The sequence below is a fragment of the Actinomycetota bacterium genome (assembly GCA_013152275.1).
Classification (GTDB): Bacteria; Actinomycetota; Acidimicrobiia; order Spongiisociales; family UBA4744; genus BMS3Bbin01.
Genome location: JAADGS010000058.1, coordinates 1 through 16468 on the forward strand (window position 1 = coordinate 1; position 16468 = coordinate 16468).

The window sequence follows — 16468 nt, forward strand, 5'->3', positions numbered from 1 at the left end:
ACGAACAAGCCCTCCTCGACGGCACCGCCGACGACGTCCCCTGGACCGCCATCGACATCCACACCGGCACACTCACCCCCACCGGCGCCCGCTACGAGCCCGGCACCTGGACCTGGGTCGCCCCCCGAAACGACAACAGTCCACCCACTGGTGAACCCGACTGCAGCGACTGGGAAGGAACCTACCCCTAGACACCAACCCGTCAATGCGCACCCCGCGGGGTGCGGCCTCCAGTGAGGAGAACGGGGAATCAGATCATCCCGAGCGCCTCCCCCACCTTCCCGAACGCCGCCGCGCCGTACTCCAAATCCTCCTGGGAATGCGCGGCGGAGATCATCACCCGGATCCTCGCCTTGCCCAGCGGCACCGTCGGATACGCGATTGCCTGGGCGAACACCGCCTCGTCGTCGAACAACCGCCGCGAGAACTCCTGGGCGACCTTCTCATCACCGAGCATCACCGGGGTGATCGGCGTCTCCGAATGCCCGATGTCGAACCCCGCCACGGACATCGCACCTTTGAACCAGGCGGCGTTGGACCACAGCCGATCCACCAGTTCGGTCGACTCGGACAGAATCTCCACCGACGCGATGCACGCGGCGACATCTGCCGGGGTCACCGCAGAGGAGAACAGGAACGGCCGGGCACGCTGGCGCAGCCACTCGACGACCGCTTCAGGGCCGGCGACGTACCCGCCGACGGCACCGAACGCCTTGGACATCGTGCCCACCTCGACTTCGACCCTGCCATGGAGTCCGAAGTGGTCGACGATGCCGCGACCTCCGCGCCCGAGAACCCCTTCGCCGTGCGCATCGTCCACCATCACCATCGCCTCGTATTCGTCCGCGGCATCGACGATCCGGTCGAGCGGAGCGACGTCACCATCCATGGAGAACACGCCATCGGTGATGACGAGGATGCGTTTGAAGCCCTCGGCGCGGGCCTCGCCAAGCTTGCCCCGTAGATCATCGACGTCGCAGTGGGCGTAGATCTTCCGTGATGCCTTGGCGAGACGCACCCCGTCGATGATCGACGCATGGTTCAACTCGTCGGTGATGATCACGTCTTCCTTGTCGACCAGCGCCGGGATCGTACCGGCGTTTGCGACGAACCCCGCCTGCAGCGAGATCGCCGCTTCGACCCCCTTGAACGCGGCGAGCTTCTCTTCCAACTCGTCGTGGATCGTCATCGTCCCGGCGATCGTGCGCACTGCGCCCGGGCCGACGCCGTACCGATCGAGGGCGGCTTTTGCCGCCTCGACGAGACGAGGATCATCGGCGAGGCCGAGGTAGTTGTTCGAACAGAAGTTGAGAACCTTCTTTCCGTCGACGGTCAGCCAGGCCCCCTGCGGTCCGTCGACGTGGCGGATCGTGTTGTAGAGGCCCTGGTCTTTGAGCTCCCGTATCTGATCCCTCAAGAAACCGATCTTGTCCATGATCACCTCAGCTCGATGTCCTCAGTTCAATGGTCCATCCGCGTCTGCCTCGTCCGGGAACATGACCACTTTTCCGCACTCTCCAGAAGCCATCAGGTCGAACGCCTTCTCGTAGTCGTCCAGAGCAAACCGGTGTGTCACGAGTGGCGCAAGGTCCACGGCACCCGAACGAAGGAGACCTCGCATCTCGTACCAGGTGTCCCAGAGCTTCCGCCCGACGATGCCGTGAACGGTCGCTCCCTTGAACGTGATGTTGTCGTCCAAGTCGAAGGGGATCGGACCGGACGACAAGCCCAGCAGCGCGACCTCGCCGCCCGGTTTGAGGAGGGCAAAGCCGTCCCGGATCGCAGCCGGCGCACCGGACATCTCGAGGAGCACGTCGACGCCTTCGCCGTCGGTGGCCTCGAGACCGAGTTCGACGACGGCGTCCCGGATGGGATTCCAGGTGTGGTCGGCACCCATCGTTTGCGCGAGGCCCAGCCGGTAGTCCGACACGTCCGTCGCATAGACGGCCCGAGCACCGAGCGCCTTCGCCGCCGCGATCGCCATGACCCCGACCGGACCACAGCCGGTCACGAGGACCTTGCGGCCCGAGATGTTCGTCGCCGAGACCGTGTGCACGGCATTGCCGAAGTTCTCCTGCAGAGAGGCGATCGAGTACGGCATGTCCGGCGGGTCGGGCCATGCATTGATGGCGGGCACGGAGACGTATTCGGCGTAGGCGCCATCACGGTGCACACCGAGGATCTGCGTGTTCTCGCACAGATGGCCCTTCCCGGTACGGCAGAAGCGGCACCGTTCACAGACGACATGTGACTCGACGGACACCAACCGACCGATCTCGGGACCGTCGACATCGGATCCTCTGTCGACGACGATGCCGCAGAGTTCGTGCCCTACGGTGAGTGGCGGCAGGACGTGCGCCTGCGCCCACGGGTCCCAGTCCCGGATGTGCAGGTCCGTTCCGCAGATCGACGTCGCCTTGACCTGGATGAGTACGTCTGCCGGCCCCGGAGTCGGGATGGGGACGTCGACCATTTCGAGTCCCGGACCAGGTGACGGTATGACGATCGCGCGCATCGAACCCAGGCTACCGCGTCACGACCGATCTCCTTCTGCCCGACTGCCCGATCCGAGGCGAGTTGGTGGTCGGCGGCCGGATCTTCTCACGCGGTGACGGGAGAGGGCGGCGCCCGAAAGCCCTGCCGTAACCACCGACATCCCGTAGGCTTCCCAACCGGAATCCACGGAAGGCCTCTCGATGCACCCCTCGGCCGAATCCCTCTTGTCCGCGAGACTGTTCCTCAACCCCGAAGTCGCCGGCGAGCACCTCTACTTCGCAAGCGACTTGTCCGGTCGGATGAGTCTGTATCGCATGCGCCGTGGCGGGAGCGTGCCCGAACCACTCATCCCCGGCGGCATCGCTCTGGCAAACCCGAAGCTCATCAACGGTGAGCTGTTCTCCGTTTTCCCCGATCTCGACAGGATCCTCGTGATGATCGACGAGGACGGCAACGAGAACTACCAGCCGCACATCATCCCTCTCGCGGGCGGTATCCCGGAACCGATGTTGGGCGACCGATTCACCGATCAGCAGGTGAATCTCATCCAGAGCCGTCGGAATCACCACCTCGCCGTGTTCAGCGTCGATCCACGCGTGAGTCCCAAACACGGTTCTTACGTGGCCGATCTCTCCACCGGCGATCTCCTCGACCTTGGCACGAGCGTCTACGGCAACTACGTCGCAGGTTTCAACGACGACCTCACGAGCGTCGCTCTCATCGACAGCTACTCCGCCGCCGATACCGTTCTCTATCTCTGGGAGAAGACCACCGGACAACGCCGGTTGCTGGCCGGCACACCCATCGAGCAACGAGCGGCCGACGATGCCGTTCTTCCCACCGGCTTCGATGTGTGTTTCTTTCGCGGGGATCGCGGCATCCTCACCGAGACAACGCTGTTCAGCGACAGGGGCGGATGTGGCTGGATCCCTCTCGAGGAGGGAGGAGAGGTCCTGCCGGTCACGATCGGCGGGACGATCCATGAGGGCGCCGGAGAGTTCACCACTCTGGAGCATCTCGACGGAGACCGCTTCCTGATCGGCTACAACATCGACGGCTGCTCGTGGGCGTACGAAGCGACCTTCGACGAGTCGGCGCTGCACCTCGAGGCCGGGACCGTGCTCTGGGGTGAGGGACCGCTTCACGATGGCGTCGCCGCGCACAGCTCCTACGACCGGGACCAGGATGTCTTCGCCGTGGCGTTCTCGACGGCGACGTCACCTGTGCAGCTCTTCACCGTCGAAGGCCGTGAACGCAACGTGGTCCCACACACCAATGAGCGCATACTCGGACTCTCCAGCGAGCTGCTGTCGGCCGGCGAGGACGCTTCCTACGCAAGCCACGACGGATTGCACATTTCGGCGCGCCTGTACCTTCCACCCGAAACCCTCGGTTTCGTGGGCCCGCGACCGATTGCCTACTACATCCACGGAGGACCGCAAAGTCAGGAGCGCCCAGACTTCACGTGGTTCTCCATGCCCCTGATCCAGTACCTCTCCCTGCGCGGCTTCGCCGTATTCGTCCCCAACGTGCGAGGTTCGAAGGGCTACGGACTGTCGTACATGAAGCAAGTGGATCGCGACTGGGGTGGGAAGGATCTCCTCGATCACGTCGCAGCGATCGAGCACTTGAAGAACGATGCGCGAGTCGACACATCGCGCATGGGAGTGCTCGGCCGTTCCTACGGTGGCTACATGACGCTCGAGCTCGCAGGCCGGCACCCGCGCCTGTGGTCGGCTGCGATCGACATGTTCGGTCCGTACGACCTCATCACCTTTGTCGAAAGTCTGCCGGAAACGTGGAAGACCTACTTCCACATGGCGATCGGACACCCCGAACGTGATCACGACTTTCTGGTGGAACGCTCACCGAAGACGTACCTTGGCGATCTGGCGTGCCCGATGCTCGTCATCCAAGGTCGGAACGACCCGAGGGTCGTGGTCGGCGAATCCAACCAACTCGTCCACGACTTGCGGGCCCAAGGCAAGGAGATCGAGTACCTCGTCTTCGATGACGAAGGCCATGACATGGTCAAACGAGAAAACAAGCTGCGCGCGTACGAAGCCATCGCCGACTTTCTGACCAAACACTTGCGTCCCCAGGACTCTGCTGAGTAATGCAGGTACCTGGTGCCTCTGGTACCGAGTATTTCGTACTTCGTATTTCGTATTTCGTATCGCGACCGTAAGGCGACAGCGGCGTCTCTTGGCACCCCAGCGAGCGAAGCGAGCGTTGGGGGGGAGTACGGCGAAGCCGGGAGGGGGCTTGGGGGAAAGCACCACAGCCGCTTTGCGCTGCGGTAGGGGGCAGGCGGGTAGAGGAACGGGGAATACGCGCCATGCATCGCTCGGCGGGTTCCCAGACGCTGTGCCGAACATTCACGTAGGGTCGGAGCTGATGACAACTCCGCACGTGCTCGTGATCGGTGGCACCCGTTTCATCGGGTTTCATGCCGTGCAAACCTCGGCTGTGACGTCACCTTGTTCCATCGGGGTGTGACCGAGCCGGACGGCCTGCCCCCCGTGCGGCACCTGCACGGCGACCGCACGGAGATCCTGGAACATCGCGCCGACTTCGAACGTGTCGGCCCAGAAGTCGTGCTCGACGTGATGCCGCTGACCCGAGCCCAGGCAGTCGACACGATGATGACGTTCTCCGGTATTGCGGGCCGACTCGTCGGGATCTCCAGCCAGGACGTCTACCTCGCCTACGACATCTTGCGAGGAAGGGAACGCCTGCCCCCCGTATCGACGCCGATGGACGAGGACGCCCCGCTGCGATCGAAGCGGTATCCGTATCGAGACACGGTGGGAGAAGACAGCCCCCTGTTCGACTACGACAAGATTCCGGTGGAGCACACCTACCTCGCAGATCCCGACCTGCCCGGATCGATCCTTCGATTGCCCGCCGTGTACGGACCCGGCGACTACCAACATCGCCCCTTTCCCTACCTCAAGAGAATGGTCGACGGGCGACCGGCGATCCTCATCGACGAAGCCACGGCCGGGTGGCGGTGGTCACGGTGTTTCGTCGAGAACGTGGCAGACGCGATCGCGTTGGTCGTGACGGACGATCGCGCACAAGGTCGGGTCTACAACGTCGCGGAGCCGAGGGCGCTCACCGAGCCGGAGTGGATCCTTGCCATTGCCGATCAGGTCGGATGGACGGGCGAGATCATCACGCTGCCTTCGGATCGCCTCCCTGAGCACCTTCGCGACGATCTCGACTTCTCCCAATCACTCGAGGTAGACACGAGTCGCATCCGCACCGAACTCGGTTATACCGAACGGGTGCCCTTCGTCGACGCGATGCGACGTACGGTGGAGTGGGAGCTGGCCAACATGCCCGACGATCTCCCTCCGCACCGGTTCGACTACACGGCCGAGGACGACGCCCTGCCCGACCTGACCCTCGGAATCTGAGAAGTCCGACGGCCGACCTTCAACCGATGGCGGGCAGATGGGCCAGCGACTTCGCGATCGCCTCTTCCGGGTACTCGTAGTCCACCAGATCACCTGCGAAGTAGCGATCGTAGGCAGCCATGTCGAAGTGCCCATGCCCGGTGAGATTGAAGAAGATCGTCTCGGGTCGGCCCGTCTCCTTGCACACCAGCGCCTCGTCGATGGCAGCCCTCACCGCATGATTCGACTCGGGTGCCGGGATGATCCCTTCGGTTCTTGCGAACGTCACACCGGCTTCGAACGTCGCGAGTTGGGGAAGTGCGATGGCGTCGATGACCCCCTCATCGTGCAGTTGGGAAATCAGGGGTGAGTCACCGTGATAGCGCAAGCCCCCGGCATGGATCGTCGGAGGCACGAAATCGTGTCCGAGCGTAAACATCTTCATCATCGGTGTGAGCCCGGCGGTGTCGCCGAAATCGTAGGCATAGGTCCCGCGCGTCAGTGTCGGACACGAGGACGGTTCGACCGCGACGAGGCGAATGTCCTTTCCTGCCGCCTTGTCGGCGAAGAACGGGAACGCCGCTCCCCCGAAACTGGAACCACCGCCGCAGGGCCCGAACACGACGTCGGGATAGTCTCCGACGAGTTCGAACTGCTTCTTCGCCTCCAGGCCGATGACGGTCTGATGAAGGAGCACATGGTTGAGGACCGATCCGAGCGAGTAGTTCGTGTCCTCTCGCGTCGCCGCCTCCTCCACGGCTTCGGAGATCGCGATCCCAAGGGATCCGGGCGATTCGGGGTCGTTGGCGAGGATGCCACGTCCCGCCTCGGTCCGGTCGCTCGGGCTTGCGTACACGTCTGCGCCCCAGGTCTGCATCATCGAGCGACGGAACGGCTTCTGCTCGAAGCTGACCCGGACCATGTAGACGACGACCTCTATTCCGAAGAGGCGCCCGGCGAGTGCAAGCGCCGACCCCCACTGGCCGGCACCCGTCTCCGTCGAGAGGCGCTCGATGCCCGCCTGCTTGTTGTAGTAGGCCTGCGCCACCGCAGTGTTCGGCTTGTGCGAACCGGCGGGACTCACGCCTTCGTACTTGTAGTAGATACGAGCCGGCGTATCGAGTGCTTCCTCCAAACGGTGTGCTCGAATGAGTGGGGACGGCCTCCACAGCCGATAGATGTCCCGAACTTCTTCGGGGATCGGAATCCAACGCTCGGACGAGACCTCCTGACCGATGAGCGCCTCGGGGAAGATCGCAGCAAGAGCTTCTGGCCCGATCGGGTTTCCGTCGGGGCCCAGTGACGGAGCCGGCGGGTTCGGCATGTCGGCGACGACGTTGTACCAGTGCGTCGGAATCTCCGCTTCCGGGAGCGTGATCTTCGTATCCATGGTGTCGTCCTCCTTCACCCGTCCGGATGTGGGGCTGTAGTAGAGCCGATCGGATTCGTTATGGCAACTGGTTATCGCCGGCCGATGAACACGTCGACCGGCCCCGGATCGGTCAGGTCTGCCTGAACGACAATCGGATCGAATCCGACATCGTTCAGCATCTCGAGCCATTCTTCTCGAGAGAACAGGCCCATGAGATGACGGTCGTGGACCGCTTCGACGTCGCCTCCCGTACGCAGCAGATAGACGAAATCGGTGACGAACGTGTGGTCTTCCGGGTCCGGGTCGTAGCTCCACGACAGGTACCGGAGTGCTCGACCTTCACCGTCGTGGCCGCCGTGGGACGTCGACGGGCGAAAGGTCGACCGGATGCAGTCGGGAACGAAGAGGGCGACACCGTCTACGTCGACATGTGCGTACGCCGTATCGATCGTGGCACGGAGGTCGGCCGGGGTGGTCATATACATGACTGCGTCGTGTGTGAGGACGGCATCGAAACGCCGGCCGAGTCGCAGGGAGCGCATGTCACCCTGACGGTGCTCGCACTCCGGGTTGAGGCGTCTGCTCATGGTGAGCATCTCCGGAGACAAGTCGGTCAGCGTCATCTGGTAGTGCTGCTTGAGGTGGGAGGCGGTGTTACCACCGCCACATCCCAGTTCGAGAACCGTGTGCACGCGCCGCGGTGTCCCGGCATCGATGATCCCCGCGTACGCCGCTGCCTCTTCGGCGTAGTCCTCCGGTGCCGAGAGCAGCGGCCACCAGACGGCGAGATCCTCGTACAGGCGGGTCCCCATCCCTGGAGCGTAGCCGAGAGGCAGGCGCGAAATCCCCCTTCGACTCCGGTTTTCGCGAACCGGGGTCGGCCACGTAGAGTCCCCGCAGACCGGAGTGACTATCGCGAAATAGCGCGAAAAATGGACCCCGGATACCATTGACGTAATTACATGCTTGCGATTAAAGTGTTGAAGCTCAACACCATATGTCGTAGGTCACTCCCCCTCTGACCACAACATGTAGTGGTTTGACTCGCATGAGCTATTCCGAAGGGAGTGAAATGACCGCCAGGCTTCGCATCACCCGCCGCTTCACCAAGGCTGGGCGTGATCCGTACGAAGAGATCGACTGGACCTTTCGGGATTCCCGCATCACGAATCCCGACGGATCGATCGTCTTCGAGATGAAGGATGCGGAGGTCCCGGCAGCGTGGTCCCAAGTTGCCTCGGACATCATGGTGTCGAAGTACTTCCGTAAGGCGGGCATACCGCAGACAGACGAACACGGCAACCCGCTCGTGGACGGCAACGGCGAGCCGGTATTGGGTCCTGAGAGTTCCGCCAAGCAGGTGTTCGATCGCCTCACCGGCGCATGGCGCTGGTGGGGAGAACAGCACGGATACTTCTCCTCGGAGGAGGACGCCCGAGCGTTTGAAGACGAGTTGAAGTACATGCTGGCCAATCAGATGGCCGCCCCGAACAGCCCACAGTGGTTCAACACGGGTATCAACTGGGCGTACGGCTTGACGGGTCCCGAGCAGGGTTTCTGGTACGTCGATCCCGACACGGAAGAGCTGGTCTCCTCTCCCGACTCGTATAGCCGCCCATCCCCTCACGCCTGTTTCATCCAGAGCGTCAAGGACGATCTCGTCAACGAGGGCGGCATCATGGATCTCTGGACTCGTGAGGCTCGCCTGTTCAAGTTCGGCTCCGGAACGGGAACCAACTTCTCGTCGATTCGTGCCGAAGGCGAACCGCTTTCCGGTGGTGGCAAGTCCTCCGGTGTGATGTCGTTCCTCAAGATCGGTGATCGAGCCGCCGGAGCGATCAAGTCCGGTGGCACGACCCGCAGGGCGGCCAAGATGGTCATCCTCGACATGGACCACCCCGACATCGAGGAGTTCATCAACTGGAAACGGCTCGAGGAGGAGAAGGCGAAAGTCCTCATCGAGCACGGAGGCCTCACTTCGGACTTCAACGGCGAGGCATACCAGACGGTCTCAGGTCAGAACTCGAACAACTCCGTGCGGGTGACCGCCGAGTTCCTCCGCCGGGTGAAGACCGACGGGGATTGGGACCTCATCGAGCGCAGCACCGGCAAAGTCCGTAGGACGGTGAAAGCACGAGACCTCTGGCGTCAGATCGCCGAGGCTGCGTGGGCCTGTGCGGACCCGGGGATACAGTTTCACACCACCATCAACGAGTGGCACACGTGCCCTGCCGGTGGCGAGATCAGGGCCTCCAACCCCTGTTCCGAATACCTTTTTCTGGATGACACCGCCTGCAACCTGGCGAGTCTCAATCTCGTGAAGTTCTACGACGACGAGTCGGGAAACTTCGACATCGAGGCGTACGAGCACGCAATCAGGATCTGGACGATCGTGCTGGAGATCTCCGTCACCATGGCGCACTTCCCCGCCAAGCCGATCGCCCAGGGCTCCTACGACTACCGGACCCTCGGTCTCGGTTATGCGAACCTCGGTTCGCTCCTCATGCGTTCGGGGTTCCCGTACGACTCCGACGGTGGCCGTGCGATCGCCGGAGCCTTGACGGCGATTCTCACGGGTGTCGCGTACAAGACGTCGGCCGAGATGGCCAGTGTGCTCGGACCGTTCCCGAAGTGGTCGGAGAACGCCGAGTCGATGCTGCGCGTCATCCGGAACCATCGCCGTGCTGCCTACAACGCTCCTGCCGACGCGTACGAAGGTGTGAGTCACTACGTCATGGGGATCAACCCGGACCTGGCTCCGGATTCGCTCCTCGAAGCGGCCCGCCACGCGTGGGACGAAGCCCTCGCCGCAGGTGAAGACCACGGATTCCGCAACGCGCAGGTCTCCACGCTTGCCCCGACCGGCACGATCGGTTTGCTGATGGATTGCGACACGACGGGCGTCGAACCGGATTTTGCACTCGTGAAGTTCAAGAAACTGGCCGGTGGCGGCTACTTCAAGATCGCTAATCAGTCGATCGCACCCGCGCTGCGACGCCTCGATTACGACGAGACGCAGATCGAGCGAATCGTTCGTTATGTCGCAGGCACGATGACACTCGAGGGCGCCCCTCATGTGAACTATGAGTCCTTGCGGGCAAGGGGGCTCTCCGAAGGAGCCATCGACAGGATCGAGCGCACGATCCCGAGTGTTTTCGAACTTCGGCACGCGTTCAACGTGTTCGTAGTCGGTGAAGACTCCCTGTTGGAGATCGGTCTGAAACCAGAGGATTACACATCGTTGGGATTCGACCTCCTCGCGTCTCTTGGCTTCTCACCCCAGGAGATCGCGGAGGCCAACGACGTCATCTGTGGAGTGCAGACCATCGAGGGTGCCCCTGGTCTGCGCCATGAGGACTTGGCGGTCTTCGACACCGCGAACCGCAACGGGAAGCACGGGAAGCGATTCATCCACCACGTGGGACACATCAAGATGATGGCTGCGACACAGCCGTTCATCACCGGTGCCATCTCCAAGACGATCAACATGCCGCACGAGGTCACCCCCGACGACATCAAGGAGGCCTACATGATGTCGGCCGACCTCGGATTGAAGTCGATGGCGCTCTACCGGGATGGTTCGAAAGCGTCACAACCGCTCTCTTCTTCATCCGATGACGGCGCCTCCGACGAGGACGAGGAGACCGTCGTGCTGGCCCTGGAGCACGAAAAGGCGGTTGCCTGGGGCGAGATCATGAACGCGGCGAGCCCGACGCAGGCATACAGCAACGGCCACAGGCGACCCCGGTTCCTCCTCCCCGGGAAACGGCAAGGGTGGACCCAGGAAGCACGCATCGGCGGACACAAGGTGTTCCTGCGGACCGGAGAGTACGAGGATGGAACCCTCGGCGAATTGTTCATCGACCTGGCGAAGGAGGGAGCGACACTTCGAGGTGTGCTGTCCTGTTTTGCCATCGCGGTGTCCAAGGGTTTGCAGTACGGGGTGCCGCTCGAGGAGTTTGTGGACACGTTCACGTTCCACACGTTCGAACCTCGCGGCATGGTCGAAGGACATCCAAACATCAAGATGGCCAACTCGATCGTCGACTATGTCTTCCGGGTGATCGGCCTCGAGTACCTGGGACGGACCGATCTGGTCCAGGTGAAGCCGCAGGCGTCGTCTCTTCCGGAACCTCCGAAGGGGCTCGTCACCGAGGCGGGGCTCCAGCTCGATCTGACCGAGGCTGCGATGGAGAAAGACATCGAGGTGGAGAGGAAGGCGGCGAAGTTCGCCGATACCCGAGACGGTCACGGACCGGGAACGCCCGCCGCGACGACGCTGAAGCAGTCGCGCCCGGTGACCGCAGGCGATGTGGCGACCGCTTCGGTGCAGTCGGCCCTCGCCGACATGATGGGGGACGCTCCCCTGTGTCCGACGTGTGGGCACATCACGATCCGCAACGGCACCTGCTACAAGTGCCTCAACTGCGGGGACACGACCGGCTGTTCGTGATGTGAAATGTCACACTCTCATTCGGTGTTTCGTCACGGAATGAGAGTGGCTCGGTCACACTCTCATTCTGGGAGGAGCAGACGGCAGGAACAAGTTCTATCCTCTTCTACGGGTGCCATCGACACCGCATCTCGGAGGCATGATCCATGAGTGCAGTCGTCTCACGATTCGTCATCGGAGTCGCCGCCATGCTCATGCTCGCCATCGTTGCGGGCGGCTGCGCTGCAGGCTCGACGATCCAGGAAACGACAGCGGCCAGGATCGACGTGACCACCACGGCGTTCCCCATCGACATGACCGACGAGGCCCTGTTCCCTGTGTACTCGACGTGGGTCAACATGCTTGGCCTCAGGCAGTTGGACCCTGCCGTCTGGAGACGCCGGCTTAGCGAAGCATGCACCCTGGGGGTCTGGGACAAGACCGTCGCCGTCGACCTCGCCACCAGATACATCGCCGAAGACGCTTCCCTTGCTGCCCGTACACCTGGGCAGGAGCCACCATCGGTCGAAGATGCAGCCGACGCCTTGTGGCTCATGGCTCTCCAGGTCTGCAGAGACAGATACCCAGCCGAGACAACAATCGATGACCTACCGTTTCCCAGCATGAGCCCCAACGGATAGGGCCCCCACGAGGGGCGCTGCAGATTCGGGTTCGTAGGGACGACTCGGCGTTCTCGTAGGTCAGCACATGGGGTGTCAGGTGGCTCGCCGAGCCAACACGGGCCGCAGTATCTGCCATCTCTTGCCAGAATGAGAGTGTGCAACTTTCACTCTCATTTTCATGACGCTTTACACGTGAAAAGCGTCACACTCTCATTCTGATCGGAACACGAGAACGAGGGCAGGAACAGGTTCTATCCTCTTCTATGGGTGCCATCGACGCCGAATCTCGGAGACATGATCCATGAAGGCGACCTATTCACGATTGGCCACTGGCATCGCCGCAATGCTCATCCTCGCCATCGTTGCAGGTGGCTGCGGAACATCCTCGTCGAGCGAAGACACGACTGCTGTCACAATCGACATGACCGACGAGGCACTACGCCCTGTGTACTCAACGTGGGTCAACATGCCTGGTCTCAACCAGTATGACCGCGACATCTGGAGGGCCCGGCTGAGCGAAGCATGCACGTTGGGCGTATAGGACAAGGCTGTTGCCACCGACCTCGCCAAACGGTACGTCGCCGAGGACGCTTCCGTTTCTGCCCGTCCCGACAGCATGGGACCGCCGTCGCCGGAGGAGGCGGCCAACGCCCTGTGGCTGATGGCTCTCCAAGTATGCAGAGAAGAGTTCCCACCCGGAACCATGTTCGATGATCTGCCCTATGGTCCGTCTGGACAGGGGTAGCTGACGTCACCCTCGTCCAGACGGATCTTTGTGCACCGTTTCCCAGTCGAAGGACCGACGTCAAAACTGTGCGAAGGACCTGCACGCCGGCCCTGACATGACACACCTCGCCCACGTCTCGTCCACCAAGAACCACACGCGCTTCTACCAGTCCTTACCATTGATGGCGCCCCTCTGTCGGAAGATCCACTGTGTGAATGACGGAACCAGCCGGAGCCAGTGCGACGTTCACGAAGCGCGTTGATCCTGTCCAACTGTCACGACGCGGTCCTGGTGACCGGGCAGTACGCCGAGATTGGACGAGCCGGCAACGCGACGGATCCCGACTAAGGAGCACTCGCGCGACTGGATCCGAATACCGGAGATGCGATCTGGTCGATGTTCACCCATGAACATGAAGCGATCCATGCTCCGGTGGCTCCGTACAACGGCGACCGGCTCGCACTTCCGAGTTCGTATCGGTTTCCCCGAGCCATGCGGCATCGAGCCCTGGCTCACGCCAGGACACCTGCTCCGCAGGCGCATCTCCCCCTATCGACCTCGGCTCGTTCCTCGCCTCGACCACTTTCTCCGCTGGGGGAGGCAGAACCACCAGGACGAAGGCGCACCTGAAGATGCGTCGAGGCGGAGGACGTAGCCAGGGGCGTCGAGGGCCGGAGAGACCCGGCAATCACTTGGGCGACACACCTCTAGACCGGTCGCATGCCCACCGGGAACACCGGAGGTTCGTCGATCCCGCCCCACTCCCAGTGCCACGGCTCCGGGGTGTCGCCGCCGCAGACGGCCCAGAACGGAAGCACCCACCCGTGCTCCGCACCGTGTTCGGTCAGCCACCGGAACGCCTCGCTGCGGCAGTTGACCTGCCGGCCGTTCGAGGTCACGTCGATGGCCCGGCCCCAGCCGTGGTTCGATCGTCCCGGGGTGGCCGTCGCCTTGTTGCAGGCGCTCGGCGGCGCGTGGAGCGACCCGCAGTTGCGGATGTAGGTCTGGCGCTGTGACGCGAGACTGCGGTAACACCAGGCAGCTTCGATCTGCACGCCGTCGGCTGCCGCATCGGCTACGAGCTGCAGCCATCGCGACGCGGCGTCGGCTTCGAGAAGGCACAGGCTCTGGCTTCCGTCGACCTCGACGAGGGCCTCGTCGGGCAGACGTCCGTTCGCTAATCCCTGCCCCTCGAGATCGGTGACATACGCAGCGTCATCGGACCGAAGGATCTGGACGTCTGCGGCCGCCCCCGCAGAGACGCCAAGGACGAAGAGCAACACGAGGGTGGGAGCAACGAGACGCCGTAGATGTCGCATGAGCCGGGAATCCTGGCGCGCTCCCTGCCACTACACCAAATCGACTACACCCTGACAGCCTCAGACATCGTCGGGAATCCAGGGCTCCAACTCGACGCCGAGTGCGTCGGCGATCCGGTTGACGTAGGCGTAGTAGGCGGCCACTTCGGTGATGTGCAGCACATCGAGGTCGGAAAACGCCACAGCCCGCAAACTCGCAACGTCCTCCGCCGTCACCGTCGACGGGGCGACCGTCACCTTCGTGGCAAACCGGAGCATCGCGAGGCGCCGCTCGTCGAGACCGGCCGTCTCGAAACCCGCCTCGATCCGGCCGAGCAACTCGTCGTCTCTCAGCAGCCGGCGCAGACCACGCCGGTGATGGGTGATTCAGTAGTGGCACTGGTTGATCGTGCTCACGACCAGAGCAATCATCTCCCGGTCGACCTTTCGGAGCGTCTTCGTGCCGCGCATCGCCTGCCGGTACAGGTCCAGATGGGTGCTCATGCTGCCCGGATCGAGGGAGTGGATGGTCATGATGTTGTCCACCCGCCCGTAGGCAGGGTCGACGGCCCTCGCGTGCAGCTCACCGAGCTCCCCGTCGTCCCAATCCCGATCGTCGATCGTCTCGATGAATGCCATTGGCGTGTCCTCCTCCATCGCTCACGACCATACTCATGTGGGAGGGGAATCCTGGGAACCGAAACTGCGACATCGACCCTCCCTCGATCTCTAGGATCGCCGCATGGATGACATCAGCGGGCTGCTCCGCCAAACCGCCAGACTCGCCGACCTCTCGACCCTCGACCGGAGGCCGGTCTTCCCGCACGTACAACCCGATGATCTCCGAACACTCCTGGCCGTACCGCTCCCCGACGCCGGCGTGGATCCCGACCGGGTCATCGAGGAGCTGGTCGCCGCGGCGGAGCCCGGCCTCGTTTCCGGGGCCGGTGGACGCTACTTCGGGTTCGTCACGGGAGGTTCCGTCCCCGCCGCCCTGGCTGCCGATTGGCTCGCCGCGGCCTGGGATCAGAACGCCTTCTCGTACCTGTCCAGCCCGGCGGCAGCCATCGTCGAGGAGGTCGCCGCGGCCTGGATCAAGGACCTGCTCCGGCTCCCGACCGGCGCATCCGTCGGATTCGTGACCGGGTGCCAGATGGCGCACGTCACCTGCCTCGCCGCGGCCCGCCACGAGGTGCTGCGACGGGTCGGGTGGAACGTCTCCGAGCATGGTCTCGGTGGCGCCCCTCGCATTCGCGTGGTCACCGGTCGGCACAGGCACATGACCGTCGACCGGGCGCTGCGCCTCCTCGGCATCGGCGAGACGGCCATCGAGCCCGTGGACACGGACGACCAAGGCAGGATCCTCCCCGATGCCTTGGGCGAGACACTCGCTGCCGGGACAGGGCCGGTCATCGTCGTCGCACAGGCCGGAGAGGTGAACACCGGGGCGTTCGACCCTCTCTCGGCAGTGATCGGGATCGCAGCCGAACATGGCGCATGGACCCATGTCGACGGAGCGTTCGGCATCTGGGCGCGAGTGAGCGCGTCGTTGCGGCACCTCACCGACGGGCTCGAACTCGCGGACTCGTGGGCGTTCGATGCGCACAAGTGGCTCAACGTTCCCTACGACTCCGGTGTGGCGGTCTGTGCACATCCGGAGGCCCACCGCGCCGCGATGCTCGGCGAGGCCGCATACCTTCTGCCTTCGGCAACCGAGCGTGACGCCATCGATTGGACACCTGACGCGTCGCGACGCGCTCGCGGATTCGCCGTGTACGCGGCACTTCGATCGCTGGGCAGGAATGGCGTCACAGATCTCGTCGACCGTTCGTGCGCGCACGCACGCCGTCTTGCGGACGGCATCTCCCGACTTCCCGGCGCGACGATCCTCAACGACGTGGTCCTGAACCAGGTCCTCGTACGCTTCGGTGACGACCACACCACCGAACGGATCTTGAACCACGTGCAGGACGGCGGTGTCGCCTGGATGGGTGGCACCACATGGAACGGACGAACGGCCATACGAATCTCCGTGTCGAGCTGGGCCACCAAGGACACGGACGTGGACCGCACCATCGCCGAGTTCGCCGGCGCCGTACGCACCGTCACCTGAAGCGCC

Annotated in this window: 13 protein-coding genes; 6 read left to right on the top strand and 7 right to left on the bottom strand. The window is 63.3% G+C overall.

Annotated features, from left to right (window positions below):
- Window positions 1-191, top strand: a 191-nt coding sequence (locus GXP34_09550) for a hypothetical protein (GenBank protein ID NOY56216.1), incomplete at its 5' end; no start/stop codon positions are given.
- A 59-nt stretch (window positions 192-250) separates the two neighbouring features.
- On the opposite strand, the gene GXP34_09555 is transcribed toward GXP34_09550, so the two are convergent.
- Window positions 251-1435 carry a glycine C-acetyltransferase gene (locus GXP34_09555; GenBank protein NOY56217.1) on the bottom strand — a complete coding sequence of 395 codons (1185 nt, stop codon included), beginning with the start codon at window positions 1433-1435 and terminating at the stop codon, window positions 251-253.
- 21 nt (window positions 1436-1456) lie between these two features.
- Complete coding sequence (gene tdh / locus GXP34_09560; GenBank protein ID NOY56218.1) at window positions 1457-2515, bottom strand: L-threonine 3-dehydrogenase; 1059 nt, start codon at window positions 2513-2515, stop codon at window positions 1457-1459.
- Window positions 2516-2696: 181 nt separating this feature from the next.
- Between tdh and GXP34_09565 the strand changes: the two genes are divergently transcribed.
- The gene (locus GXP34_09565; GenBank protein NOY56219.1) at window positions 2697-4613 is read left to right on the top strand and encodes a S9 family peptidase; all 1917 of its coding nucleotides are present in this window, start codon (window positions 2697-2699) and stop codon (window positions 4611-4613) included.
- 378 nt (window positions 4614-4991) lie between these two features.
- The gene (locus GXP34_09570; protein ID NOY56220.1) at window positions 4992-5918 is read left to right on the top strand and encodes an NAD-dependent dehydratase; all 927 of its coding nucleotides are present in this window, start codon (window positions 4992-4994) and stop codon (window positions 5916-5918) included.
- A gap of 19 nt (window positions 5919-5937) precedes the next feature.
- Here GXP34_09570 and GXP34_09575 read toward each other — a convergent pair whose 3' ends face one another.
- Complete coding sequence (locus GXP34_09575; GenBank protein ID NOY56221.1) at window positions 5938-7287, bottom strand: TrpB-like pyridoxal phosphate-dependent enzyme; 1350 nt, start codon at window positions 7285-7287, stop codon at window positions 5938-5940.
- 71 nt (window positions 7288-7358) lie between these two features.
- Complete coding sequence (locus tag GXP34_09580; protein NOY56222.1) at window positions 7359-8081, bottom strand: class I SAM-dependent methyltransferase; 723 nt, start codon at window positions 8079-8081, stop codon at window positions 7359-7361.
- Between the two features lie 236 nt (window positions 8082-8317).
- Between GXP34_09580 and GXP34_09585 the strand changes: the two genes are divergently transcribed.
- A complete protein-coding gene (locus GXP34_09585; GenBank protein NOY56223.1) occupies window positions 8318-11722 on the top strand; it encodes a vitamin B12-dependent ribonucleotide reductase in 3405 nt (1134 codons plus the stop codon).
- Window positions 11723-11868: 146 nt separating this feature from the next.
- Entirely contained in the window at window positions 11869-12342 is a 474-nt protein-coding gene (locus GXP34_09590; GenBank protein ID NOY56224.1) for a hypothetical protein, read from the top strand.
- Window positions 12343-13758: 1416 nt separating this feature from the next.
- Here the strand turns inward: GXP34_09590 and GXP34_09595 are convergent.
- The 3 genes from GXP34_09595 to GXP34_09605 are packed head-to-tail and all read right to left on the bottom strand — an operon-like array spanning window position 13759 to window position 14988.
- Window positions 13759-14370: a hypothetical protein gene (locus GXP34_09595; GenBank protein NOY56225.1), complete on the bottom strand. Its 612-nt coding sequence runs from the start codon at window positions 14368-14370 to the stop codon at window positions 13759-13761.
- Window positions 14371-14430: 60 nt separating this feature from the next.
- Window positions 14431-14688, bottom strand: coding sequence for a peroxidase (locus tag GXP34_09600; GenBank protein ID NOY56226.1), 258 nt, complete (start codon window positions 14686-14688; stop codon window positions 14431-14433).
- A 48-nt stretch (window positions 14689-14736) separates the two neighbouring features.
- Window positions 14737-14988: a peroxidase gene (locus GXP34_09605; protein NOY56227.1), complete on the bottom strand. Its 252-nt coding sequence runs from the start codon at window positions 14986-14988 to the stop codon at window positions 14737-14739.
- A 103-nt stretch (window positions 14989-15091) separates the two neighbouring features.
- On the opposite strand from GXP34_09605, the gene GXP34_09610 reads away from it, so the two are divergent.
- Window positions 15092-16462, top strand: coding sequence for an aspartate aminotransferase family protein (locus GXP34_09610; protein ID NOY56228.1), 1371 nt, complete (start codon window positions 15092-15094; stop codon window positions 16460-16462).
- Window positions 16463-16468 lie beyond the last annotated feature (6 nt).

Excerpts from the sequence above, each read along its gene's own strand:
- tdh (NOY56218.1), bottom strand. The coding sequence starts at position 2,515 with ATGCGCGCGATCGTCATACCGTCACCTGGTCCGGGACTCGAAATGGTC.
- GXP34_09555 (NOY56217.1), bottom strand. The coding sequence starts at position 1,435 with ATGGACAAGATCGGTTTCTTGAGGGATCAGATACGGGAGCTCAAAGAC.
- GXP34_09585 (NOY56223.1), top strand. The coding sequence starts at position 8,318 with ATGAGCTATTCCGAAGGGAGTGAAATGACCGCCAGGCTTCGCATCACC.
- GXP34_09605 (NOY56227.1), bottom strand. The coding sequence starts at position 14,988 with ATGGCATTCATCGAGACGATCGACGATCGGGATTGGGACGACGGGGAG.
- GXP34_09590 (NOY56224.1), top strand. The coding sequence starts at position 11,869 with ATGAGTGCAGTCGTCTCACGATTCGTCATCGGAGTCGCCGCCATGCTC.
- GXP34_09565 (NOY56219.1), top strand. The coding sequence starts at position 2,697 with ATGCACCCCTCGGCCGAATCCCTCTTGTCCGCGAGACTGTTCCTCAAC.
- GXP34_09575 (NOY56221.1), bottom strand. The coding sequence starts at position 7,287 with ATGGATACGAAGATCACGCTCCCGGAAGCGGAGATTCCGACGCACTGG.
- GXP34_09610 (NOY56228.1), top strand. The coding sequence starts at position 15,092 with ATGGATGACATCAGCGGGCTGCTCCGCCAAACCGCCAGACTCGCCGAC.
- GXP34_09580 (NOY56222.1), bottom strand. The coding sequence starts at position 8,081 with ATGGGGACCCGCCTGTACGAGGATCTCGCCGTCTGGTGGCCGCTGCTC.
- GXP34_09595 (NOY56225.1), bottom strand. The coding sequence starts at position 14,370 with ATGCGACATCTACGGCGTCTCGTTGCTCCCACCCTCGTGTTGCTCTTC.